Source organism: Achromobacter dolens, from assembly GCF_902859745.1.
GTDB lineage: Bacteria > Pseudomonadota > Gammaproteobacteria > Burkholderiales > Burkholderiaceae_B > Achromobacter > Achromobacter dolens.
The window spans coordinates 274,030-297,566 of sequence record NZ_CADIJW010000001.1 but is presented as its reverse complement, the minus strand read 5'-3'; the positions used below and the strand labels follow the sequence as shown (position 1 = coordinate 297,566).

The following is a 23,537-nucleotide window of genomic DNA, read 5'->3' as shown; positions in this document are numbered from 1 at the left end:
CCATGACCGCCAAATCGCCCCTCGAATACTTCCCCGCGCCGCGCCGTGCGAATTTCTGCAGCCAATGCGGCTCGCCCGTGAACCGCCGGGTGCCCGAGGGCGACAACCGCGAACGGGACATCTGCGACCACTGCGGCGCGATCCACTACCAGAATCCGCGGCTGGTGGTGGGCACGGTGCCGGTTCTGGACAACCGCGTGCTGCTGTGCCGGCGCGCCATCGAGCCACGCTACAACACCTGGACGCTGCCGGCCGGCTTCATGGAACTGGGCGAGAGCACCGCGCAAGGCGCCGGCCGCGAAACGCTGGAAGAATCCGGCGCACGCATCCGGCTGGGCGATATCTACACCATCATCGACGTGCCGCAGATCGAGCAGGTGCATGTCTTCTATCTGGCCGAGGTGCTGGGCCCCGAGCTGGATCCCGGCCCGGAAAGCCTGGAAGCCCGCTTCTACGACGAGGCCGACATTCCCTGGGACGACCTGGCGTTCCGCACCGTGGCGACCACGTTGCAACGCTATTTCGAGGACCGCAGGCGCGGCACGTTCGGCCCTCACCACTACACCCTAGAATCGCACCGTTGAAGCTGCCCTGGCTTGCCGCGGACACGCCGTTTCCACCGGCTGAATTCGCCCTGACGGATCCGGACGGCCTGCTGGCGGCCGGCGCCGACCTGTCCACGCCGCGCCTGATCCAGGCCTATTCGAACGGTATCTTTCCCTGGTATTCCGAGGGCGAGCCGATCCTGTGGTGGAGCCCGGATCCGCGCATGGTGCTGGCCTGTCGCGACTTCGCGCCCTCGCACTCGCTGCGCAAGCTGCTGCGCCAGATCGCCAGCCAAGAGCAGGAGGCCGCGCCGCGCATCGAGGTGCGGGTCGATACGGCATTCGCCACGGTGATGGCGCACTGCGCCGCGCCGCGCGATGGCCAGCCCGGCACCTGGATCACCGCCGCCATGCGGCAGGCCTACCTCGACTGGCACCGGGCAGGTTACGTCCACAGCATCGAAACCTGGATCGACGGCGAACTGGCCGGCGGCCTGTACGGCATCAACCTGGGCCGCATGTTCTTCGGTGAATCGATGTTCACGCGCGTGCCCAACGCCTCCAAGGTCGCGCTGGCCTACCTGGTGCGCTACGTCAGCGCGCAGGGCGTGCAATGGATCGACTGCCAGCAGCAGACCCGCCATCTCGCCAGCCTGGGCGCGCGGCCGGTGCCGCGCTCGCGCTTCCTGGAGCACATACGCGCCGCCACCGCGCAACCGCCGCTGACCTGGGGTCCGGGACGGCTGGACAGCGGGGGGCGGCTGCTGCCCCTGGCGCCGGGCGCCCCGGCCTGACGGCCTTCCCGCCGGGTGGCGCCGCGCGCCGCCCTCCCCGCACATCACCGGCCGTGTTAGGCGTTAATATGTAGTGGTCCCCGTCACGGACTTGGCGCCGGACGCCGGGATTCCACATGAGCCAGCTCAAAGAATTACCTTTCTCCACGCTGCAGTTCTACGCGACCGCTCCCTACCCTTGCAGCTATCTGCCGGGACGCCAGGCGCGCTCGCAGGTCGCCGCACCCGGCCACCTGATCAACGCCGGCACCTACTCTCAGTTGGTCGAGCAAGGGTTTCGACGCAGCGGCCTGTTCACCTACCGCCCGCACTGCGACAACTGCCACGCCTGTGTGCCGGTGCGGGTCGACACCGCCAGCTTCGCGCCCAACCGCAGCCAGCGCCGTGCGTGGCGAGACCATCGCAACCTGCAGTCGTTCGTGGCCGAATTGGCCTGGTCGCCAGAACACTATCGGCTCTATACCCGCTACCAGCAGGGGCGCCATCCCGGCGGCGGCATGGACGAGGACAGCCGCACGCAGTACGCGCAGTTCCTGCTGACCAGCCGCGTCAACACCCGCCTTGTCGAATTCCGCGATCCCGCGGGGGTGCTGATGATGGTCTCGATCATCGACGTGCTGGACGACGGCCTGTCGTCCGTCTACACCTTCTACGACCCCGACGTGCCGGGCAGCCTGGGCACCTACAGCATCCTCTGGCAGATCGAGCAATGCCGCACGCTCAATCTCCCGTGGCTCTACCTGGGCTACTGGATCGCCGACAGCCAGAAAATGTCGTACAAGGCCAGCTTCCATCCCGCCCAGTATCTGGTCGACGGCGCCTGGGGAGAGCCGCCCGCGCCCGCCGCGTCCGGTCCCCAGGCCTGATCCGCGACCGAGCCTGGCCCGCAGGGCGGGCCAAAGACGCTTTACAATCCCGCTCCATGTCGATCCTCTTCCACGCCTATTCCCTGGCCCGCCCGGCGCTGTTCGCCATGGACGCGGAAACCGCCCACGAAGTCACCTTGTCGGGACTGCAGCGGGCCTATGATTGCGGCGCCACGCGCAAGCTGCTGCACGCCCAACCCAAGGCGCCCTGCACCTTGATGGGCATGCGGCTGGCCAACCCCATCGGACTGGCGGCGGGACTGGACAAGAACGGCGCCTATATCGACGCGCTCGGCAATCTGGGGTTCGGTTTCGTCGAGGTCGGCACGGTAACTCCCCGGGCACAGCCGGGCAACCCCAAGCCGCGCATGTTCCGCCTGCCGCGCGCCAACGCGCTGATCAACCGCCTGGGCTTCAACAACCAGGGGCTGGACGCGTTCCTGGCCAACGTGCAGCGCAGCCAGTGGCGCAAGCAGGGCGGCATCCTCGGCCTGAACATCGGCAAGAATGCCGACACCCCGATCGAGCGCGCGGCCGACGACTACCTGATCGGCCTGGCCGGCGTCTACCCGCACGCCGACTACGTCACGGTGAACATCTCATCGCCCAACACCAAGAATCTGCGCGCGCTGCAAGGCGGCGACGAATTGTCGGCCCTGCTGGCGCAACTGGCGGACAAGCGCCGCGCACTGGAAGACCAGCACCAGCATCGTGTGCCGATGGCGGTCAAGATCGCCCCCGACCTCACCACCGAACAGATCGACGCCATCGCCGACGCGCTGCCGCGCCATGGCATCGACGGCGTCATCGCCACCAATACCACGCTATCCCGCGACGCGGTCACCGGCCTGGCGCACGCCGAGGAAGCGGGCGGCCTGTCCGGGGCGCCGGTGCATGAACTGTCGCTGGCGGTGATCCGCAGGCTGAAGGAACGCCTGGGCGACAGCCTGGCGATCATCGGCGTGGGCGGTGTGCTGTCGGGCCGCCAGGCCCTGGAGAAAATGCAGGCTGGCGCCGACGCGGTGCAGCTATATACCGGCCTGATCTACCGCGGCCCGGCCCTGGTGGGCGAGTGCGTGCGGGCCGTCGCCCGCTGAACGCCGGCGCGCCCCGGAAAACGGGCAAAAAAAGAGGCCACCCGAAGGGTGGCCCTAATTCCAGCTCTGCTCTGTCACTCAACAGTACTACATTACTGCGATTTGCGCAGCATCACGCGCCAAATACTCAGGCGCTGCGACGGCTACGGCTGGCAACCTTGGTGGCGGCGTCGGCGGCATCCGTCGCGGCCTTGAAGGTTGCGTTGGCGGCGGCATTCAGGTTCGACTCGGCGACCTCGGCGGCCTGCTTGGCGGCCTTGGTCAGGGAATCGTAGGCGCTGTTGGCGGTGGCCAGCGAGGACTTGATCAGGGCGACCGCGCTTTCCGAACCCGTCGGCGCGTTCTTGGAGAACTGCTCGACGGCTTCGCTCAGTTGCTGCTGGCCTTCGGCGATCTGTTCTTCGGTCAGCTTGACCAGATTGCCCTGCACGCCAGCGACGATGTCATACACGTGCTTGGTGTAGGCCAAGGCCTTTTCGGCGCCCGGTTGCAGCAGGCCGGAGGCGAACGCCGCGGCTTCCTGCGGGTCCTTCACTTCAGCGGCTTGCTGCGACTTCTGGGCGACTTCGTCCAGGGTGGCGCGCACGACCTTCAGATTCAGCTCGACCAGCTTTTCGAAGCCGGCGAACACGGCCGACTGGGCGGCCACGAAAGTGTTGATGCTGGCTTTTTGACGGTCCAGGACTTGTTGCGGGATAGCGCTCATAGAATTGCTCCTTTTAGGGGTAGCCGGAGGCTGTCCGGCGAGTAAGGATGGTGTCTGCGACGAAATAAGGAACGTGCGCGGAAACTGGTACTACAAGCTACCGCCGGCCCGTTTGATGCACTGCACAATTGATATTCTACGGGCCTAAAAAACCTTGTCAAGCAATATTGGTGCAACGCAACAACTATTTGCACATTAACAGTGCAGGCGCCGGTGCAGGATTGATCCAACTCAAGCATTTCCCATGATTCGGGAAATACCGGACATGACGGCGTATCAATTCTTTTCTACACTGCTTGCACGCTGATGACAGATAAACACAAACGATAAGTCAGCGGTCAAAAACACATCGCAGCAAGCAAAACCCTGCAATTGGAGACTTCATGACCCTCATCCCCCGCACGCTTTCGGCCCTGCTCGCGGCCAGCGCCATGCTCGCGGCCGGCGCCGCCCACGCGGAATTCCCGGAACGCCCCATCAACATGGTGGTGCCTTTCGCCGCCGGCGGTCCGACGGACAACGTCGCGCGTTCGCTGGCTGAAGCCATGCGGCATTCGCTGGGCCAGACCGTCGTGGTCGAAAACAAGGGCGGCGCGGGCGGCACGATCGGCACCACGCAGGTGGCCCGCTCGCAGCCGGACGGCTATTCCGTGCTGCTGATGCACGCCGGCTTCTCGACCGCGCCGTCGCTCTACAAGAACCCGGGGTACGACCCCTACAAGAGCTTCGAGCCGATCGGCCTGGTGGTCGACGTGCCCATGACCATCATCGCGCGCTCCGACTTCCCGCCCAACAACATCCAGGAACTGGCCGACTACGTCAAAAAGAACAAGGACAAGGTCTCGCTGGCCAACGCCGGCATCGGCGCCGCCAGCCACCTGTGCGGCACCATGCTGGTCGAGGCCCTGGGCGTGCAACTGCTGACCATCCCCTACAAGGGCACGGCGCCAGCCATGAACGACCTGCTGGGCAAGCAGGTCGACCTGTTGTGCGACCAGACCACCAACACCACGCAGCAGATCGACAGCGGCAAGGTCAAGGCCTACGCCGTCACCAGCCTGCAGCGCGTGCCCACCCTGCCCAAGCTGCCGACCATGGACGAGTCCGGCTTCAAGGGTTTCGAAGTGGGTATCTGGCATGGGATGTGGGTGCCGAAGGGCACGCCCAAGCCGGTGGTCGACAAGCTGGTCAAGAGCCTGCAGGCTGGCCTGGCGGATCCGAAGTTCCAGGAACGCATGAAGCAACTGGGCGCCACGGTGCTGACCGCCGACGCCAACCCGCAGGCCCTGGACGCCAAGGTCAAGCAGCAGGTCCCGCAGTGGGCCGAGCTGTTCAAGAAGGCCGGCGTCGAACAGCAGTAATTCAGGGCGGGCCCCGCCGGGCGGGGCCTGCGCTGTGCATCGCGCCTGGCGGATAGTTTCGCCACGGCCATGAAAAAGCCCCTCGGTTGCTGAAACCGGGGGGCTTTTTCATGGCCGCGGCAACGCAGGCGATCAGGTGCGCATCGCTTCCGCCGCCATACCCAGGCCGTTGAAGCCGCTGGATACCGAGGGCTCGTAGCCCAGCGCCTCGGAAATGCTGGCGGCCGTGTCCACCAGGGCCTTGATCCAGTCGTCCTGCAAGCGTTCGGCGGGCGCCGAGATCGACAGACCGGCGACCAGCTTGCCGGTGTCATCGAAAATGCCCGCCGCGATGCAGCGCACGCCCAGCTCCAGTTCCTCGTTGTCGCGGGCGTAGCCATGGCGACGCACCAGCGCCAGCTCGCGTTCGAGGCGGTCGAGATCGGTCAGGCTGTTGCGCGTATGGCCGGCCAGGCCGGTGCGCAAGGCGTAGGCGCGCACCTGGCGGGCGTCGCCGGTGGACAGGAACAGCTTGCCGGTGGAGGTCAGGTGCAGGGGCGCGCGGCCGCCGATGGCGCGCACCACTTGCATGCCCGAGCGCTCGCTCCAGGCGCGGTCGATGTAGACGATTTCGTCGCCCTGCTGCACCGACAGGTTGATCGTCTGACCCGTGAGCTTGTGCAGCGACCGCATCGCCGAAATGGCCGCCTCGCGCACATTCAGCCGCCCCTTGACCAGCGAGCCCAGCTCCAGCAGGCGCATGCCCAACTGATACAGGCCGTTGTCGACACGTTCGACATAGCGTCCCACGACCAGGTCGTTCAGGATGCGGTGCGCGGTCGAGGCATGCAGGCCGGTGGTCGCGGACAATTCCTTGAGCGTGACGGGTTCGGGCTGCGCGGCCAGCGCATCGAGCAGGCGCATGGCGCGCTCGATGACCTGAATGGCGATGGGACTGCCCGAAGCGCCATCGGCCTCGGCGTCCAGGGCATTACGGGTGGAAGAAGGACGGGACATAGGAAAGGAAGGGCAAGCGCGGCGCCACCGAAAGAGACCAGACTTGCGGCAACGCAGCAAACAGTTCTTTCCCGTATTGTGAAATTTACCGGGCCGTTTGGCAATCGTTTTTTGGCCTTGGAAACGGGGACATGCCCCGTTTTCCTTAGCGCTCCCGATTCAACCCGCGGGTGGCGCCAGCTTGCCTCCCAGGCGCAGCACTTCGGCCCGCAGGAACGCCAATGCCTCGGCCGCCGCCTCGGGCTCGCCCTTCACGCCCAGGTCGATGTGCGGCGTGCCGCCGGCTTCGCCGACGCTCGGCAGGCTGAAGGCGCGCACCCCGGGCCAGCGGCTCTCGACGGTTTGCATGGCCGGCGTGATGCGCGATTCCGGCATGCTGAACACCAGGAACGAATGCTCCGCGTGGCGGCGCGTATGCTGCAACGCACGATAACGCGTATCGAGGGTCCATTCGAGCATCGGCCAGGCCATCACGGGAAAGCCTGGCACGAAGGTATGGTCGCGGATGAAGAAGCCCGGAATCCTGTTGTACGGATTGGGCACAATCTCGCAGCCCTCGGGAAACACGCCCATCTGCAGCCGCTGCTGGTTCTCGGGCGCGCTCATGTCGGCCGTGCCCTGCCCCTTGGCCGCCATTTCGGCGGTGCGCAGCGCGATCGCCTGCTCGGCCTCGGGATGCAGGGCCAGCGGCAGGTCCAGGGCCGCCGCGGCGGCCTGGCGGGTATGGTCGTCCGGCGTGCCGCCGATGCCGCCACAGGAAAACACCACGTCGCCGGTGGCGAAGCTGCGCCGGTAGGCGGCAACCAGCACGTCACGGTCGTCGGGCAGGAACTCCGCCCAGGCCAGTTGCATGCCGCGCGCGCCGAGCAGCTCGACGACCTTGGAAAAGTGCTTGTCCTGGCGGCGGCCCGACAGGATTTCGTCGCCGACGATGATGAGGCCGATACGGCGGGAGGCGGATTCTGCAGCCATGTCCGGTTCCAGAGATTGGCGGTTGAATGAAGGCGAAGGCGCCGCGTCAGGCGACGTCGATGGTGCGTTCCTGGCGCAGCCGCTGGAGCGCGTCCAGGCCGTAGTGCGCGTAGACCAGTGCCGAGAACACCGGCAGGATAATCCAGGCAGGCGGCAGCAGGTTCAGCAACGAACAGATCAGGCCGATGATCCAGAAGCCGCCGTTGTGGCGCTCCAGGATGAGCTTGCGCTCGGCCGGGCTGGCGTGTTCGACGATGGCGTCGACCCGCATCATGCGCGAAAAGGCGAAGGTCCACCAGAAGATCGGCAGGATCAAGGCCATCGGCGGCACCAGCCACAACGGCATGGTGAACAGCCAGCCAAGCACGAACGCGCCCGATACCCAGATCGCGTTCCAGACGCTGACGGAGGTCGCCAGCTTGCCCTGCCGGCTGAGGCCGGCGTACTCGCGGTGGCCCACGTGGCGCAGCACCAGCGGCATGACGAAAACGGCGGCGATCGCCAGGCCCAGCACGCCCGACAGCGGCAGCAGGATCGACACCGCGATCACCGGCACCAGGTAGATCTTGAGCGAGAACAGCCCCATCGCCAGCAGCCATTCCTCGGTGCGGTTGATGAAGTCCCAATGCGAGGCCTGGGCGGCAAGCCAGTCGGTCAGGGGCGTCCAGAACAGCCAGAACAGCAGCACCACCCCGACCAGCGCAATCAGGAACGGCAGCAGCACCGCGAACAGCATCGTTGGATGGCATTGCGACACCAGGGCGCGCTTGAACGCCAACCCGACGCCGGTGGCGGCACGGGCGAAGCGGCCGGCTTCGGGCGGCGGGGAATCAGTGCGCAAGGCGGTCATCGCAGGACGAAAGGAAGGTGGTCATCCCGGGTATGATAGTCAAACACGCCCCCCTGCGCTCGTATGACATTACTTGTACCCGGCTCCGACCTCACCGCCCTGCGCGCCCAATTGGCGGCCTCGCCCGATGCCTGGCTGGTCGCCTGTTTCTGCGCCGCCTGGTGCGACACCTGCGAGGAATACAAACCCAAGCTGCGGGCGCTGTCCAGCGCGCTGCCGCAGCATGTCTTCGCCTGGATCGACATCGAGGATCATGCCGAATTGCTGGGGGAAGTCGACGTCGAGAACTTCCCGACTCTGCTCATCCAGATCGGCGGCCGCGTGGTGTTCTACGGCCCGATGCTGCCGCACATCGGCCATCTGGAACGTCTGTTGGAAAGCCTGGACGCGCAGAGCGCCGCAGTGACCTCGGCGCTCCCCGACCTGCCCCGGCTGCTCGCCGCCTGAACGGCCCGCAGAAAAAAAAAGCGCCCCGGGCGCTTTTTTTGTCCGCGCGTCGCGCATCCGGAATGCGGGTGCGCGACGACGCCACTACTTGCGGCTGCCGCCCAGCAGGACGGCGATCTGGCGCTTGGGCGCGGACGAGTTGCCGCCCTGGCGCGGCGCGTCGGGCTCTTCGGCCGGGGCCGACGACGTCGACGGCTCGTAGGGCTTGAGGAAGAAATCGTCCACCGGCTGGCGCGACGAACCGCCGTTCGAACGGCGTTCCGACGAACGGCCACGCTCGCGGCCGCCTTCTCGCGGCGACGCGGCGCGCTCTTCGCGGCGGCCATGGCCATGATGGCTGCGCGCGACCAGGTCGGCGGGCAGCTCCAGCGTGCCGCGCGGCACTTCGCGCTTGATCAGCTTTTCGATGTCGAGCAGGAAGCGCTCTTCGTCGCCGGTGAACAGGGCGATGGCTTCGCCCGTGGCGCCGGCGCGGCCGGTACGGCCGATGCGGTGCACGTAATCCTCGGCGTTGTACGGCAGGTCGTAGTTGATGACGCAAGGCACGCCAGCCACGTCCAGGCCGCGCGCCGCCACGTCGGTGGCGACCAGCACTTCAAGTTCGCCGGCCTTGAAGGCTTCGAGCGCCTTCATGCGGTCGGCCTGGGTCTTGTCGCCGTGGATCGATTCGGCCTTGACGCCGTCGCGCTCGAGCTCGCGCGCCAGGCGCGCCGTGCCGATCTTGGTGTTCGAGAACACGATGACCTGCTTGAGGCCGCGCGACTTCACCAGGTGCACCACCGCGGCGCGCTTCTGGTCGCCCGACATCTTGTAGGCGATCTGCGTGATGGTGTTGGCCGTGGCGTTGCGCGCCGCGACTTCGATTTCGACCGGGTGGTTCAGGTACGAACGGCCGAGCTTGCGGATTTCGTTGCTAAAGGTGGCCGAGAACAGCAGACCCTGGCGCTGCGCGGGCAGCAGCCGGATGATGCGTTCGAGATCGGGCAGGAAGCCCATGTCCAGCATGCGATCGGCTTCGTCCAGCACGAGGATGCCGACCTGGCTCAGGTTCACGTTCTTCTGCTCGACGTGGTCGAGCAGGCGGCCGGGCGTGGCCACCAGCACTTCGCAGCCACGGCGCAGCGCTTCCTTCTGCGGACCGATATCGACGCCGCCGAAGACCACCGCGGAACGCAGCGGCGTCTGCTTGCTGTAGCGCTTGACGCTTTCGTAGACCTGGTCGGCCAGCTCGCGCGTGGGCGTGAGGATCAGCGCGCGCACCGGATGGCGGGCGGGGGAGGCGCTGGTGTTGGCCAGCGGCATCAGGCGATGCAGGATCGGCAGCGTGAAGGCCGCCGTCTTGCCGGTGCCGGTCTGGGCCGCGCCCATGACGTCGCGCCCCTCGACCACGACGGGAATGGCTTGCGCCTGGATCGGGGTGGGCGTGGTGTAGCCGGTTTCGGCGATCGACTGCAACAGCAGGGGATGCAGCCCGAAGTCGGAGAACGTGGGCGTCGGCGCGGGCGCTTCGGCGGTGGGTGCTGCGGATTGAGTGGATTCAGTCATCAGGGTTAGGCAAGTACCGGGACCAGTGAAAAAGAACAAAACGAGAGTGCTGCAAGCACTGCACTGCATATGCATCGGGACAACCGGAACGCGCGCCACGCTCGCGCGGCCACGTGCGAACCACCCGAAGCGCAAGCGCGTCGCGGGCAATCGGCACCCTGCCTTGCAGGCCAGGTGGCGCATTCTGGTTTCGATACTTATGAGGGCAGTACCAGGCCCGGATTGCTGTGGATAACTTAATTTTAGCGCAGCCGGACGCCGGGGCGGTCAAGCCACTGCCGGGGAGCGACTCCTTTGGCCTGACGGAAGCTCTTGCTGAAATGGCTCAGGTTGCTGAATCCGGTGGCCAGCGCGGCGTCGGTGACGCTGTAACCGGCCTCCAGCATGGACGCCGCGGCGTCCAGCCGGACCGATTTCAGATAGGCATGGACCGAACGGCCGGCGACCTGGCGAAAGCCGGCCTTGAGCTTCTTTTCGCTCAGGCCAACCTCGCGCGCCAGCCGCGATACCGTCCATTCCTCGCCGTAGCGGGCTTCTATCAGGCGCCGCGCCTGCGCCAGCAGGCACCGTTCGCGCGGCGCCACCGGCGGCTCCGCGGCCGCGTCGCTCATGGTTTCCAGCACGATGGCCAGGGCTTCGAGCGCCTTGGCGCGCATGTACAAGCGGCGCGCGGTGGCGTCTTCGTGGCGGCAGTCCAGTACGTCCGCCGCCAACCGCAACAAGCCTGGCGGCGCGGGAAAGCCCGCCATCAGCGATCCCGTGGCCGGTACGCTGTGATCGAGCACGAAAGCGCCGCGCAACGCGGCCAGCGGCCTGCCGCCGGCGCGCAGCAGCCCGGCGGGTGAATAACGAATGTCCACCAGACGGACATTCTGCCTGCCCGGCATGTGAAACCAGCCGCGTGTCCCGCGCTCGCCGGTTTGCACCACGGCCATGCCCGGCCCCACCGCCAACGGCTCTCCCCCCTGGATCGACATGCGCGCACGGCCATCCAGGAAAACCGCGATGCAGAACATCGGCGGGCCTTCGGCGTTGACGTTGAGCCCGACCGCGGGCGTACCGCTCCAGACGGTCAGGGCCAGGTCGTCGTCACGCGACTCCATGCGCAGCATCGTCATCCACTCGGGCGGCATGGCCACCGCCGACAGCAACGGATGGTCGGCGCGCGCGATAGGCCCGGCGGCGGGGGGCGCGATAGCGCCGATGGCGAAATCCAAATTTAGACCCCGATTTGAACAACGGCGGCACCGAAAACGTCAGCGCGACGCCCATCAAACAACAATAATTCTCATTAATGATTCTACCGAAAGCCCGGGCCGACACCATGACGACTGCGTTCCCTTTCCGACACACCGCCCTGGCGGCCGCCTTGTGCGCCTTCGCGGCGCCCGCCGCGGCACAGTCCGTCAGCGAGCTCGCTCCCATCACCGTCACCGCCAGCAAGCAGGAACAATCGCTGCGCGACGTCAACGGCGCCGTGGTCGTCGTGCCGGCCGAGGCGCTGCAGGCCGCGCAGGTCGACAACACCATGCAGTTGTCGCGCGTGCTGCCCGGCGTGCAGATGTCCAGCAGCGGCTCGTTCCTGTACCCGGTGATCTCGGTACGCGGCATCACGTCCGCGCAGGACTTCTACAACCCCGCCCTGACGGTCTACGTGGACGGCGTGCCGCAATTGCCGACGTTCACCTCGCAACTGCTGACCGACGTCGACCGCATCGAGCTGCTGAAGGGCCCCCAGGGCACGCTCTACGGCAAGAGCGCCATGGGCGGCGTCCTCAACATCGTGTCGCGGCAACCGGGCGACGAACCCTATTTCCGCGCCAGCGCCGGCGTCGCCAGCCGGGACGGGTACCTGTTCAAGGCCAGCGGCGGCGGGCCGCTGGTCGACAACCTGCTGTACGGGTCGGTCACCGCCGTGGCGAACGACGCGCCCGGCCGGCTGGACAACGCCGCCACCGGCGCCAGCCACGTCGGCGGGGCCTCGGCCAATGCGGGCGCCGCGCGGCTGCGGCTGGCGCCCGCCGGCAGTCCGTGGGAACTGGGCCTGGCCGTCAGCGGCGAATGCACCCGCGCCAGCCAGGACGCCTACGTCCCGTTCGACGATCTCCATGCCAGCCACGCGTACACCGCGCCGGGCATGCCGGCGTCGCTGGCGGATTTCTACCAGAAGCGCTGCGGCAACAGCCAGTCGCTGACCGGCCGCTACGACTTCGACGGCTGGCGCTTGAACGCGGTGGCGGCCTGGCAGGCCCTGCACTACGACCGCCACTACCCCATCGGCCCCAGCTACACCAGTCAGCCCGAGCGTTGGCGCCAGCAGGTGCAGGAGCTGCGCCTGTCCACCACCGGCAAGCGCGTCGTCGACGGCGTGTTGGGCCTGTATCGCCAGCGCGTCACCCAATCGCGCGCAGTGTTCAACCAGATGCAGGGGCCGATGCCGCTGGACACGCACCAGTCCGACTCGCGCAACACCAGCGAATCGCTCGCCGCCTATGCCGACGCCACCTGGCACGCCACCGACGCGCTCGACCTGTCGGCCGGCCTGCGCTATTCCCGCGACAAGGCCGCCACGCGCTATGACGGCCAGACGCTGGATTTCTCCACCTTCGGCCAGACGCCGTTCGGCGGTTCGGGCGCCAGTGCGGGCAATAGCGTGCTCGGCAAACTGTCGGTCGGCTACCGGCTGTCGCCCGAGTGGCGCGTGTACGCCAACGCCGCGCAGGGCTACAAGCCGGGGGGCTACAACCTGGCGCCATCCAACCCCAGCGATGCCCGCCCCTATGGCAGGGAAAAAGGCCTGAGCTACGAGGTCGGCACGCGCCATGTCGGCGACACGCTGCGCCTGGGCGCCGCCGTCTACCGCACCGACATCCGCGACGCGCAACTCTACGTCGGCGGATTGGGGCAGCAGCACCTGCAGAACGTCGGCAATACCCGCGCCACGGGCGTCGAGTTCGACCTGGGTTGGGACGTCTCGGCGCAGTGGACGCTGGGCCTGGACGGCTTCGTCAACCACACCACGTTCCGCAGCTTCAGCGATGCCTCCGCCTGCCAGGGCTGCGACGGCAACCGGGTGCCGTTCTCGCCGGGCTACGGCCTGACCGCCAGCGCCCGCGGCCGCTTCGACACAGGCATCGGGCGGCTGTCCCCGACCCTGGCCGTGCGGCGCATCGGCGCGCAGTTCTTCGATATCGCCAACACCCTGCGCCAGGACGCCTACACGCTGGTCGACCTCAGCCTGGCCTGGCGCATCCGACCGCAGGTCGAGGCGACGCTGTATGCCAACAACCTCACCGACAAGCGCTACCGCGCCTTCGCCTTCGCCGGCGGGCCGATGGGCAACTTCGCCCAGCTCGACCCGGGCCGGACGGTCGGCCTGAACCTCGCCTTCGAATACTAGGATCGGCTTCATGCGCCCAGACGTGCCCGCGCGCCTGCCGACGGCGCAGGTGATCGCCGCCATCGGCGGCATCTGCATGGCCCAGAGCCTGGTGAGCGGCATCGCCTTCCAGGGCGTGCCCGCGCTGCTGCGCGACGGCGGCGCGCCGCTGGCCCAGATCGGCCTGGCCAACCTGGCGTTCCTGCCTTGGGCATTGAAGTTCCTGTGGTCCCCCTGGATCGAACGCTACCGGCTGCCGGCGGGGCAGGCCGAGCGGCGCACCCGCCGCATCGTGCTGCCCGGGCAATGGTTGCTAGCCGCGCTGCTGTTCCTGCTGGCGGGCCTGGGCCAGCCCTCCATGCCCGTGCTGCTGGCCATCCTGGGCCTGATCTCATTGACCGCGGCCACGGTGGACATCGCCGGCGACGCGTTCGCCGTCGAACAGTTGGCAGAGAACCGGCGCGGCTGGGGCAACGCCACCCAGGTCGGCTCCAGCTACCTGGGCATGTTCCTGGGCGCCGGGCTGTTCGTCGTCCTGGCAGGCAGCCACGGCTGGCGCGTGGCGGCGGCCACCATGGGCGGACTTGTCCTGCTGTTGACGCTGCCATTCGCGCTGGTGCGCGAGCCGGCGCGCGCGGCCCACCCGTCCGCGCACCGTCCCAGCCTGGCGCATGCGCTGGGCCGTCGCGACGTGCGCCTGGGCCTGATCATCACGATCGTGTTCCAGGCCGGCTCCCGGCTGGCTTATGGCATGACGCCCCTGCTGCTGCTCGACCGCGGCGTGCCGCTGGCGTCGGTGGGCTGGATCAATGGCGCCGGCGCGGTCGTGGCGGGCCTGGCCGGCACCCTGCTCGGCGCCTTGATCCTGCAGCGCCTCGCGGCGGCGCGGGCGGTAGTCGTGGCCCTGGCCCTGCAGACCACGGCGCTGGCCATCTTCCTGGCCGCCGTGCTGGCGTCATCCTGGCTGCCGCATGCCGGCACGCAGTGGCTGGTGGCGCTGGCGTTGCTGAAAGCGGCGACGGCAGCAACCGGCTTCGTGGCCTTGTACGCGTTCCTCATGGGCCGGGCCTCGCCAGCGCAGGCCGGCGTCGACTTCACCCTGTTCCAGTGCGCGGACGCCATGATCGCCACGATCGGCGGCGTGGCCGCCGGCTGGCTGGCGCAGCACTGGGGCTATGGCGTCTGCTTCGGCGCGGCGGCGGCCTTCGGCGCTGCCGGGGTGCTCGCCCTCCCTGCCCTGATGCGGCGCCTGGCGCCGCCTTTTTCCCCGGAGAACGAACATGTCTGAACGCACCGTGGTTATCGCCGGCGCCGGTATTGCCGGGCTGGCCTGCGCCTGGTGGCTGACGCGGCACGGCTGGCGCGCCGTCATCGCGGAACGCGCCGCGCATCTGCGCGACGGCGGCTACATGATGGGCCTGTCCGGCCCGGGCCTGCTGACCGCGCGCCGCATGGACCTGGTACCGGCGCTGCGCGCGGTGGAGCGCGAGATCGGCGAAAACATCTACCGCGATCGCCGGGGCCGCGAAGTCATGCGGATCCGCTATCGCGAATTGTTGAAGGATCTGGACTGGATCACCTTGCGCCGCACGGACCTGGTGCAGGTCCTGCATGAGGCGGTGCGCGATCACGCCGAGATCCGCCTGGCGACCACTGTCGCCCACTGTGCCCAGGACCTCGGCGGCGTCGACATCACGCTGTCGGACGGCAGCCAATTGCGCGCCGCCCTCCTGATCGGAGCGGACGGCGTGCGCTCGGCGCTGCGCGCCCAGGTGTTCGGCGCCGACGATCCCCCGCTGTCCACGCTGCGCTATCGCTACGCCGCCTACGACACCGAGGACGACACCGGCATGGCGCGGGACTTCGTGTCCTACGCGGCGCCCGGCCACCAGGTGGAATACCACGGGCTCGGCGGCGGCCGCAAAGCGGCCTTGCACGTCTGGCGCAGCCATGAACACGGCTGGGTCGAGGCGCCGCAGCGGCTTGGCCTGCTGCGCGAACTGTCCCGCGGCACGCACGCGGAAGTCGGCCGGCAACTGGCCATGCTGGCGCAGGACACCCCCATCGTCATGGACGACCTGGCGCTGGTCGAGGTGCCCTGTTGGCATCGGGGCCGCATCCTGCTGGCGGGTGACGCCGCGCACAGTCTGTCCCTTATTTCTGGGCAAGGCGCGGGGATGGCATTGGCTGGCGCCTACGTGCTGGCCCAGGAACTGGGCCGGTTGCCGCTTGAAGAGGCGCTGGCGGCCCACGAACGGCGGCTGCGGCCCGTGATCAACAGCCTGCAGCAGCGCAGCCGCAAACTGGCGCCCGTCTACGTGCCGACCTCGGCATTCGCTTTCGGCCTGCGCAATACGGCCCTGCGGCTGCTGCCCAGGCTGATCCTGAAGCGCTATTTCCTCAGTGGCCTGAAGTCCGAAATGGAAGCGGCCGCCGCGCTGGGCTGACCGGCCTCAACCCGCCAGCCAGCGCAGGCCCCACAGCACCAGCATGCCGACCACGATGACCAGCACGGCGCTGCGGGTGCGCAGAAAGACCAGGATGGCCACGATGCCCGCCACCAGCTTGTAGTCAAAAATGGGGCCCAGCCCCGCCTTCCAGGGCAGCAGATCGGGCACCACGATGGCGGTGAGCGCGGCGGCCGGCGCATAGCGCAGGGCGCGTCGCACGCCATCGGGCAGCGGAATATAGTCGCCGAACAGCATGAAGCCGGCGCGCGTCAGCACGCTGCACAACGCCAGCAGCAGAATGGCGGAGTAGACATAGATTTCGGAAGGCCAGAGGGTCATGCGCGCGCCTTGAAGAAGCGTTCGGCCCACATGCCGGCCACCACGCCGGCGATGACCGCCGCCGCCAGGCCCAGCCGCAGCGGCAGCACCTGGCCGGTCCAGGCGACCACGCCCGCGGCCAGCATCGAGACCAGCATGGGCTTGGAATTGGCCAGCGGCACCGTGATGGCCAGCAGCGCCAGCACCGCCGCGAAATCCAGCGACCAGCCGGTGGGCACCATGGTACCCAGGTAGATGCCGACGATCGACGAGGTCTGCCAGACGAACCAGCCCGGGGCAATGGTGCCGATGAAGTACCAGAGCTGTTCACGGGTGCCACGCTCGGCGGCATCGCCGAAGCGCGGCATGAACAACACGAAGCCCATGTCGGTGGTGAAATAGCCCAGCCCCAGGCGCTTGGGCCAGGACAAGTGGCGGAAATAGGGTTGCAACGCCGCGCCGAAGATCAGGAAGCGCAGGTTGACCACGCAGCCGGCGGCGAAGATCAGCCACAACGGCGCACCGGTGGCGATCAGCGGCAGGGACGTGAGCTGGGCCGATCCGGCGTACAGCAACAGGGTCATCGCCAGCGCCATGGATTCGGTCAGGCCCGACTTGACCATGGCCACGCCGGTCACCAGGCCCCACGTCGCCGTGGCGATGAGGGCGGGCACGATGGCATGCACGCCGGCGCGGAAGGCGGCCACGCGCTCCTGACGGACCTCCCGGGGGTCTTCGGTTTCGGGAAACGCTGACTCAGAGGACAACGGCGAGCCCCTGGGAATTCGAACGGAACGACATGGACACTCTGTGGGGAAGGAACCGCACGACAAGCTGCTCGCCCGCCGGGCCTGCGGACTCCCGCAGGCACCGTGCCGGTGCACGAATGGACCATTATTGTAACCTCGTCGCTTGATACAATACGGCCCTCAGGTTTATTGAGGGAGCAGACCATGTCGATGGCTGACCGCGATGGCTTCATCTGGTATGACGGCAAGCTCGTGCCCTGGCGCGACGCGACCACGCACGTCCTGACGCACTCCCTGCACTATGGCCTGTCGGTATTCGAAGGCGTGCGCGCCTACCGCTCCGAGATCGGCACCGCCATCTTCCGCCTCGAAGACCACACCAACCGCCTGTTCAACTCGGCGCACATCTACCAGATTCCCATGCCGTTCGATCGCGACACGATCAACGAGGCCCAGCGGATGGTGGTGCGCGAGAACAAGCTCGAATCCTGCTACCTGCGCCCGCTGGTGTTCTACGGCCCCGAAAAGATGGGCGTGTCGCCCAAGGGCGCCAAGGTGCACGTGGCGATCGCCGCCTGGCCCTGGGGCGCCTACCTGGGTGAAGAGGCCCTGTCGCAGGGCATCCGGGTCAAGGTGTCGTCGTTCGCCCGCCAGCACGTCAACGTAACCATGCCGCGCGCCAAGGTTGCCACCACCTACGCCAACTCGATCCTGGCCAACACCGAGGCCCTGCAGGACGGCTACGACGAGGCCCTGCTGCTGGACACCGAAGGCTTCGTGGCCGAAGGCTCCGGCGAAAACCTCTTCCTGGTCAAGGACGGCGTGCTGTGCGAACCCGAGATCGCCTCCGCCCTGACCGGCATCACCCGTTCCACCATCCACGCCCTGGCGGCCGATTTCGGCCTGCGCGTGGTGACCAAGCGGCTGACCCGGGACGACGTCTATATCGCCGACGAGGCCTTCTTCACCGGCACCGCCGCCGAAGTCACGCCGATCCGCGAGGTCGACAACCGCCAGATCGGCTCGGGCCGGCGCGGCCCCATCACCGAGAAGCTGCAGAAAGCGTTTTTTGACATGGTGAATGGCCGCAACCCGAAGTACCATCACTGGCTGAGCAAAGTCTGATCCACGCCGCCCTGCCCCACAGGGTGACATTACTGCCCCAACCTACCGATTCACCGGTATTTTTTATTCAGGAAATTCCATGACCGCCGCTGCCCCGGCCGCCGCCCCCCACGAAGTCATCGAAGTCGGCGCCGAAGACCTGCCTGTGTTCTGTCCGGGTCCGAAGGCCCCGCTGTGGAGCATGCACCCGCGCGTATTCCTGGACGTCGCCCGCAACGGCTCGGCGCGCTGCGCCTACTGCGGCGCCGAGTACAAGCTCAAGCCCGGCACCGTGCTGCACGGCCACCACTGAGAATCGCCGCTCAACAGCCATCCGCCCCGCCATCATGTTCGCCACGCCCGAAGAAGCAGAACACGCGTTCTACGAAGCCCTGGAGCAGGGGGACACCGTCCGCCTGATGCAAGTGTGGGCGGACGACGAGGAAGTCGTCTGCATCCACCCGGGAGGCCTGCGCGTCGTCGGCCACTCGGCTGTGCACGAGTCCTGGCAACACGTGCTGGCGAACGGTCCCCTGCACATCCGGCCGCTGCGCCCGCTGGTCATGCTGAGCATGATGTGCGCGGTGCACGTGCTGGTCGAGCAGGTCGCGGTGCGCACACGGGAAGGCACGCAGTTCGCCAACTGCTACGCCACCAACATCTATCACAAGGGCCCCACGGGCTGGCGCATGGTCATGCACCACGCCTCGTCGGCGCCCACTGAAGCCGGGGTGCTCGACTTGCACGACGTGCCCGACATGCTGCACTGATCCGGGTCGACTTTGGCTGCTGCACGTTTCGACACAACGCCCTGCCCTGTTCCGTCCTGGCTGCCCGGAGGCGATGCCCAGACGGTGTACGCCGCGCTGTTCGCGCAGTACCACCGCATCGCCTTCGTGCGCGACCGGGTGGAGACGCCCGACACGGATTTCGTCGACTTCGACTGGACCGGGCCGGGGCTGTTCCCGCACAAGGCCGCCAACGGCGCGCCCGTGAGCGGTCAACAGCCCGTGGCCAACGGCAAGACCGCCGCCGCGCGCTGGATGACCGACGCCGACTGGAAGTCGCTGCCGCAGACGGCCGACACGCCCGCGCTGCTGCTGTTCCACGGCCTGGAGGGCGGCAGCAACAGCCGCTATGCGCAATCCATCGCGCACCATTTCCGGGCGCGCGGCTGGATCGTGGTCATCGCGCACTTTCGCGGTTGCTCCGGCGTGCCCAACCGCCTGGCGCGGGCTTACTACTCGGGTGATTCAGCCGAGGTCGGCTTCCTGCTGAACACGGTACGCAACCGCATCCCGCATGCGCGCTGGCACGCCGTTGGCGTATCGCTGGGCGGCAATGCGCTGCTGAAATACCTGGGCGAGCACCAGGAGGACACCGGCTGGCTGACCGCCTGTGCGGGCGTCTCGGTGCCGCTGGACCTGGTGGCCTGCGGCAAGACGTTGTCCACGGGGTTCTTCAACCGCAAGGTGTACACGGGCCACTTCCTCAAGACCCTCAAGCACAAGGTGCTGGAGAAGGCCCATCGCTACCCCGGCGCCATTGACGTGATGCGCATCGCCCACGCGCGTGACCTGCGCGACTTCGACGACGCCTACACCGCGCCGATGCACGGGTTCCGCAATGCGCTGGACTACTGGACGCGGGCGTCCAGCAAGCCGTGGCTGCCGCGCATCTCGGTGCCGACGCTGGTGCTGAATGCGCTGAACGATCCGTTCATTCCGGCCAGCGCGCTGCCCAAGCCGGACGAGTGCTCGCCCACCATCCTGCTGCACCAGCCCGCCGATGGCGGCCACGCCGGCTTTCCGACCGGCGCCTTTCCGGCCCATTTGGGCTGGCTGCCGCAACGGCTCGGGCGCTTCTTCGAGACCGGGCTGTAGGCGCCGGAACGCGTCGGCGGCCCGTCCACGGCGTCAGCCCGACTTGAAGCGTTCCAGCAGTTGGCGTTCTTCGGCCAGCTTGTCCTTGACTTCCTTGATCTGCACGTCGATTTGCGATTGCTCGTAGAAATCGCTCGACATGCCGCGCGCCTGCTGCAACTGTGATTCCGCCGCCGCGAAGGCGCCGGTCAGGACGTAATAACGCGCCAGGTCGCGGCGCGCCTGCACCGGCTTGCCGGTGCGCTCCTCGCTGTGCGCCAGCATCTGGTAGAGGCTGGGCTCGTCGCTGCCCCACTGCTTGATCTTGGCCCGCAGGTAGTCCTGGGCCTCGGCATGGCGGCCGTTGCTCTGCAACGCCGAGGCGTAGGCGATGCCCAGCGCGCGCTGTTCGGGCCAGCGCTTGGTGGCGGCCTGCGCCAGGTCCAGCGCGCGCCGGTTGTCCTTGCGCGCCAGCGCGATGTCGACGGAGAGCCTGGCCATCTGCGCCGACTCGCGCCCGTCGGCCGCGGCCAGGCCCAACTGGCGCTCGGCCTCGTCCAGGTTGTTGCGCTGGAACGCCTGCAACGCCAGCCCGTAGTAGGCGGCGGAGCGGCGCACCCCGGACAGGGCCTGGGCCTCGTCCTGCAGTTGCTGCGTGGCCGAACGCAGGCTGACCGCGTCGCGGCCCTGCACCACGCGCATCTTGGCGCGCACGTACCAGAAATCGTCGCTGTCGACGTGTCGCGAGGGCGGCAGCGAGCGCACGCGGTTCTGCACGTCGGACATCCGCTCGATAGACAGCGGGTGGGTGCTGGCCCAGGAGCCGCCGCCCGCCCCTTCGTTCAGGCGCGAGGCGTTCATCAGGCGCGAGAACATCTGCGCCATGCCTTCGGCGTCGTAGCCGGCCTTGGTCAGCATGGTGAAACCGGCCCTGTCGGCCTCGCGCTCGGCGTCGCGCGAAAAACCCAGCTGGCGGTTGATGGCGGCGGCCTGGCCGAACGCGGCCACGCCCATCGCCAGGTTGCCGCCGCCGCCGGCCAGCGCTGCCAGCAGCGCACCCGCCAGGCTGGCCAGCATGACCATGCTGTTCTGGCTCTGCTGCGTCATGCCGCGCGCGATGTGGCGCTGGACCACGTGGCCGATTTCATGCGCCAGCACCGCCGCCAGTTCCGATTCGCTGCCCGAGGACACGATCAGCCCGGTGTTCACGCCGATGAAGCCGCCCGGCATGGCGAAGGCGTTGATCTCGGGATCGCGCACGCCGAACATCTCGACTTCGGGCACCGCGCCGGGCGCGAAGGCCGCCAGTTTGCGCCCCATGGTGGTGAGATATTGGCTCAGTTCGGGGTCATCGACATAGGTCGGGTCACGGCGCCCCTGCGACATGATCGCCTCGCCCAGGCTGCGTTCCAGCATCGGCGAGAGCTCCGCGGAGGAAGCCGCGCCCATCGAGGGCAGGCCCACGGGCTGGGCCCAGGCCGTGACCGGCAGGGCCGGCGCGGCCAGGGCGACACAGAGTCCGGCGATCGCGCCCCGCTGCGCAATCGAGCAAATGGATGGCATTTTTCTGCGATTCATGAACCTATGATAGCGATGCGCTTAAAATGTTTCATCGATTGCCCCTTATGAGGTTTAAATGCGCCCCGTCCGTAAAGCCGTTTTTCCTGTCGCGGGCATGGGTACGCGCTTCCTGCCCGCCACCAAGGCGATGCCCAAGGAAATGCTTCCCGTCGTCGACAAACCGCTGATCCAGTACGCAGTCGAAGAAGCCGTCGCCGCCGGCATCACCGACCTGATCTTCGTTACCGGCCGCAACAAGCGCGCCATCGAAGACCATTTCGACTCCGCTCCCGAGCTCGAATCCGATCTCGAAAGCAAGGGCAAGCATGAGCTTCTGGCAATGGTGCGGGGCATTCTACCCGCCCACGTCAATTGCCTCTATATCCGCCAATCGGCGCCGCTGGGTCTGGGCCATGCCGTGTTGTCGGCCGCCCCGGCCGTGGGCGATGAACCCTTCGCCGTGCTGCTGGCCGACGACCTGATCGACGCCGATACGCCGTCCATCAAGCAACTGGTGGATGTGGCCGTGGCCCGCAGCGCCAGCGTGCTGGGTGTGCAGGATGTCCCGCGCGAAGACACGCGCAAGTACGGCATCGTCGCGGCCCAGGCCGACAGCAGCCATGCCGACGGCCGCACCGAGCGCGTGACCCACATCGTGGAAAAACCCGACCCCGCGGATGCGCCGTCGACGCTGGCGGTGGTGGGCCGCTACGTGCTGGAAGCGGCGATCTTCGACCACCTGCGCTCGACCAAGCGCGGCGCCGGCAACGAGATCCAGTTGACCGACGGCATCGCCTCGCTGATGCGCGAGCGCGCCGTGTACGCGCACCGCTACGAAGGCACGCGCTACGACTGTGGCAACAAGGCCGGCATGTTCGAGGCCACGGTGGCGCTGGGCCGGAAGTACCACGGCCTGCTGCCGCAATAAGGCGGCCGGCGCCCGCCCGCCAGACCCGACGCGAGCGCCCCTGCGGCGCTCGCGACGCTTTTGGAGCGGCGCTCAGGCGGAAGCCGCGCGGCGCCCCCGGGCGCGCGCCATGGCGTCGCGGTCGGCCTTGCGCAGGCGACCCTTGGCCGACAGCCGCATCAGGGTCCCGAGGGCCACCATCAGGCCGATCACCTCGACCAGCGCCGCCGGGATCCACATGGTCAGCCCGCCGATCGTCTGGTCGGTCTGCGCGGACATGGCAATGGCGCGACCGCACAATTCGAACAGGGGATAGATGTCGCTTTCTGTGAAGGCGATGACCGCGCCCGCCACCATCTGCGGCAGCATCGTCAGGATCGGCGAGATCACCCGGCCGCCCGGCGTCATCGCGGCCGGCGGGGCGGGACGGCGGTCCAGGATCAGGTTCCAGTACATGAAGCCGCTGATGACCACGGACCAGTTCATCAGCCGGTACAGCCGCCAGTCGAGCATGGAATAGAACTGCACCGACGGAATCAGCCAGACCAGCACCAGGAACACGAACAGGGCCGGCACGAAGATCTTGTTGGTCAGCACCGCCACGGTGGCCCGGCCTGCGCCGGTGCGCAGGAAATCACGCAGGCGGATGCGCCACGACATCGGCAGCCCGGCGCGCATGACCTGCCCGGGGAAGGCCGCCATCACCAGCAGCGGGCCGAGGTGATGCAGCACCAGGTGCTGGATGCGGTGGATGAAGAACATGCGCTCGGCGTAATAGTCCAGGCGCGTGTGCATGGACAGATACAGCAGCACCATGCCCAGCCAGAACAGCGCGCGGCGCGCGCCCGTCACGTGGTGCACGCGCTGGCCGCGCACGAACAGCACGATGGCCACCAGGAAGGAGGCCACCAGCGTGGGAGAGAACTCCCAGGGTATGAGCCATTCGAGACTGTCCATGCGGGTCATCCGGAAAATGCCGACGGGGGCGTGGCGGGCCGTAACACGCAGCCGGGTCGATTGTAGTAGACC

General features: G+C 67.6%; 24 protein-coding genes. 14 read left to right on the top strand and 10 right to left on the bottom strand.

The genetic code is table 11. From position 1 onward, the window contains the following. Positions 1-2 precede the first annotated feature (2 nt). The 4 genes from HV783_RS01270 to HV783_RS01255 all read left to right on the top strand — a co-directional run bounded on the left by HV783_RS01270 (position 3) and on the right by HV783_RS01255 (position 3,302). Positions 3-584: an NUDIX hydrolase gene (locus HV783_RS01270; RefSeq protein WP_054501752.1), complete on the top strand. Its 582-nt coding sequence runs from the start codon at positions 3-5 to the stop codon at positions 582-584. Continuing rightward, on the top strand, positions 581-1,339 hold the full coding sequence (gene aat, locus HV783_RS01265) for a leucyl/phenylalanyl-tRNA--protein transferase (protein WP_054501753.1): 759 nt from the start codon (positions 581-583) through the stop codon (positions 1,337-1,339). Before HV783_RS01270 ends, aat begins: the two co-directional genes overlap by 4 nt. Positions 1,340-1,455: 116 nt before the next feature. After that, positions 1,456-2,205: an arginyltransferase gene (locus HV783_RS01260; protein WP_054501754.1), complete on the top strand. Its 750-nt coding sequence runs from the start codon at positions 1,456-1,458 to the stop codon at positions 2,203-2,205. A 56-nt stretch (positions 2,206-2,261) separates the two neighbouring features. After that, a complete protein-coding gene (locus tag HV783_RS01255) occupies positions 2,262-3,302 on the top strand; it encodes a quinone-dependent dihydroorotate dehydrogenase (protein ID WP_175188558.1) in 1,041 nt (346 codons plus the stop codon). Between the two features lie 127 nt (positions 3,303-3,429). On the opposite strand, the gene phaP is transcribed toward HV783_RS01255, so the two are convergent. Continuing rightward, positions 3,430-4,008, bottom strand: coding sequence for a TIGR01841 family phasin (gene phaP, locus HV783_RS01250; RefSeq protein ID WP_054501756.1), 579 nt, complete (start codon positions 4,006-4,008; stop codon positions 3,430-3,432). A gap of 383 nt (positions 4,009-4,391) precedes the next feature. Between phaP and HV783_RS01245 the strand changes: the two genes are divergently transcribed. Next, entirely contained in the window at positions 4,392-5,369 is a 978-nt protein-coding gene (locus HV783_RS01245; RefSeq protein ID WP_049071679.1) for a tripartite tricarboxylate transporter substrate binding protein BugD, read from the top strand. A gap of 132 nt (positions 5,370-5,501) precedes the next feature. On the opposite strand, the gene HV783_RS01240 is transcribed toward HV783_RS01245, so the two are convergent. From HV783_RS01240 to HV783_RS01230, 3 genes are all read right to left on the bottom strand, one after another. Further along, positions 5,502-6,365, bottom strand: a complete 864-nt coding sequence (locus HV783_RS01240; RefSeq protein WP_054501758.1) for an IclR family transcriptional regulator — start codon at positions 6,363-6,365, stop codon at positions 5,502-5,504. A 159-nt stretch (positions 6,366-6,524) separates the two neighbouring features. After that, on the bottom strand, positions 6,525-7,337 hold the full coding sequence (locus tag HV783_RS01235; protein WP_054501759.1) for a competence/damage-inducible protein A: 813 nt from the start codon (positions 7,335-7,337) through the stop codon (positions 6,525-6,527). A 46-nt stretch (positions 7,338-7,383) separates the two neighbouring features. After that, positions 7,384-8,187, bottom strand: a complete 804-nt coding sequence (locus tag HV783_RS01230) for an EI24 domain-containing protein (protein ID WP_064523861.1) — start codon at positions 8,185-8,187, stop codon at positions 7,384-7,386. Between the two features lie 63 nt (positions 8,188-8,250). Here HV783_RS01230 and HV783_RS01225 point away from each other — a divergent pair, with 63 nt between their 5' ends. Beyond that, positions 8,251-8,634 (top strand): thioredoxin family protein, encoded by a 384-nt coding sequence (locus HV783_RS01225; protein WP_054501761.1) that lies wholly within the window; start codon positions 8,251-8,253, stop codon positions 8,632-8,634. Positions 8,635-8,718: 84 nt separating this feature from the next. Here HV783_RS01225 and HV783_RS01220 read toward each other — a convergent pair whose 3' ends face one another. Together HV783_RS01220 and HV783_RS01215 are read right to left on the bottom strand one after the other, a co-directional pair. Continuing rightward, positions 8,719-10,179, bottom strand: a complete 1,461-nt coding sequence (locus tag HV783_RS01220; protein WP_155755479.1) for a DEAD/DEAH box helicase — start codon at positions 10,177-10,179, stop codon at positions 8,719-8,721. A gap of 242 nt (positions 10,180-10,421) precedes the next feature. Beyond that, positions 10,422-11,396 carry a helix-turn-helix transcriptional regulator gene (locus HV783_RS01215; RefSeq protein ID WP_254603818.1) on the bottom strand — a complete coding sequence of 325 codons (975 nt, stop codon included), beginning with the start codon at positions 11,394-11,396 and terminating at the stop codon, positions 10,422-10,424. Positions 11,397-11,503: 107 nt separating this feature from the next. Here HV783_RS01215 and HV783_RS01210 point away from each other — a divergent pair, with 107 nt between their 5' ends. From HV783_RS01210 to HV783_RS01200, 3 genes are read left to right on the top strand one after another with little or no spacing between them, the layout of a single operon-like run. Continuing rightward, entirely contained in the window at positions 11,504-13,579 is a 2,076-nt protein-coding gene (locus HV783_RS01210) for a TonB-dependent receptor (protein ID WP_175188556.1), read from the top strand. 10 nt (positions 13,580-13,589) lie between these two features. Beyond that, positions 13,590-14,846 (top strand): MFS transporter, encoded by a 1,257-nt coding sequence (locus tag HV783_RS01205; protein ID WP_054501763.1) that lies wholly within the window; start codon positions 13,590-13,592, stop codon positions 14,844-14,846. Then, positions 14,839-16,005, top strand: a complete 1,167-nt coding sequence (locus tag HV783_RS01200) for an FAD-dependent monooxygenase (protein ID WP_175188554.1) — start codon at positions 14,839-14,841, stop codon at positions 16,003-16,005. The genes HV783_RS01205 and HV783_RS01200 overlap by 8 nt, the downstream gene beginning before the upstream one ends. A gap of 6 nt (positions 16,006-16,011) precedes the next feature. Here the strand turns inward: HV783_RS01200 and HV783_RS01195 are convergent, their stop codons facing one another. Together HV783_RS01195 and HV783_RS01190 are read right to left on the bottom strand one after the other, a co-directional pair. Next, a complete protein-coding gene (locus tag HV783_RS01195; protein ID WP_006393180.1) occupies positions 16,012-16,347 on the bottom strand; it encodes an AzlD domain-containing protein in 336 nt (111 codons plus the stop codon). Beyond that, a complete protein-coding gene (locus tag HV783_RS01190; protein WP_054501765.1) occupies positions 16,344-17,093 on the bottom strand; it encodes an AzlC family ABC transporter permease in 750 nt (249 codons plus the stop codon). Before HV783_RS01190 ends, HV783_RS01195 begins: the two co-directional genes overlap by 4 nt. A gap of 186 nt (positions 17,094-17,279) precedes the next feature. On the opposite strand from HV783_RS01190, the gene HV783_RS01185 reads away from it, so the two are divergent. The 4 genes from HV783_RS01185 (at position 17,280) to HV783_RS01170 (ending at position 20,062) form a co-directional block, all read left to right on the top strand. Continuing rightward, positions 17,280-18,200 (top strand): branched-chain amino acid transaminase, encoded by a 921-nt coding sequence (locus HV783_RS01185; protein ID WP_144655815.1) that lies wholly within the window; start codon positions 17,280-17,282, stop codon positions 18,198-18,200. A gap of 79 nt (positions 18,201-18,279) precedes the next feature. After that, positions 18,280-18,492 (top strand): zinc-finger domain-containing protein, encoded by a 213-nt coding sequence (locus HV783_RS01180; RefSeq protein WP_054432911.1) that lies wholly within the window; start codon positions 18,280-18,282, stop codon positions 18,490-18,492. A 34-nt stretch (positions 18,493-18,526) separates the two neighbouring features. Continuing rightward, positions 18,527-18,949, top strand: coding sequence for a YybH family protein (locus HV783_RS01175; protein ID WP_054501767.1), 423 nt, complete (start codon positions 18,527-18,529; stop codon positions 18,947-18,949). A gap of 12 nt (positions 18,950-18,961) precedes the next feature. After that, positions 18,962-20,062: a YheT family hydrolase gene (locus HV783_RS01170; RefSeq protein ID WP_054501768.1), complete on the top strand. Its 1,101-nt coding sequence runs from the start codon at positions 18,962-18,964 to the stop codon at positions 20,060-20,062. Positions 20,063-20,095: 33 nt separating this feature from the next. On the opposite strand, the gene HV783_RS01165 is transcribed toward HV783_RS01170, so the two are convergent. Next, positions 20,096-21,604 (bottom strand): M48 family metalloprotease, encoded by a 1,509-nt coding sequence (locus tag HV783_RS01165; protein WP_372416752.1) that lies wholly within the window; start codon positions 21,602-21,604, stop codon positions 20,096-20,098. 73 nt (positions 21,605-21,677) lie between these two features. Here HV783_RS01165 and galU point away from each other — a divergent pair, with 73 nt between their 5' ends. Next, positions 21,678-22,529: a UTP--glucose-1-phosphate uridylyltransferase GalU gene (gene galU, locus HV783_RS01160; RefSeq protein ID WP_054501770.1), complete on the top strand. Its 852-nt coding sequence runs from the start codon at positions 21,678-21,680 to the stop codon at positions 22,527-22,529. Between the two features lie 72 nt (positions 22,530-22,601). Here galU and HV783_RS01155 read toward each other — a convergent pair whose 3' ends face one another. Beyond that, a complete protein-coding gene (locus HV783_RS01155) occupies positions 22,602-23,474 on the bottom strand; it encodes a cytochrome c oxidase assembly protein (protein WP_116793588.1) in 873 nt (290 codons plus the stop codon). Between the last annotated feature and the right edge of the window lie 63 nt (positions 23,475-23,537).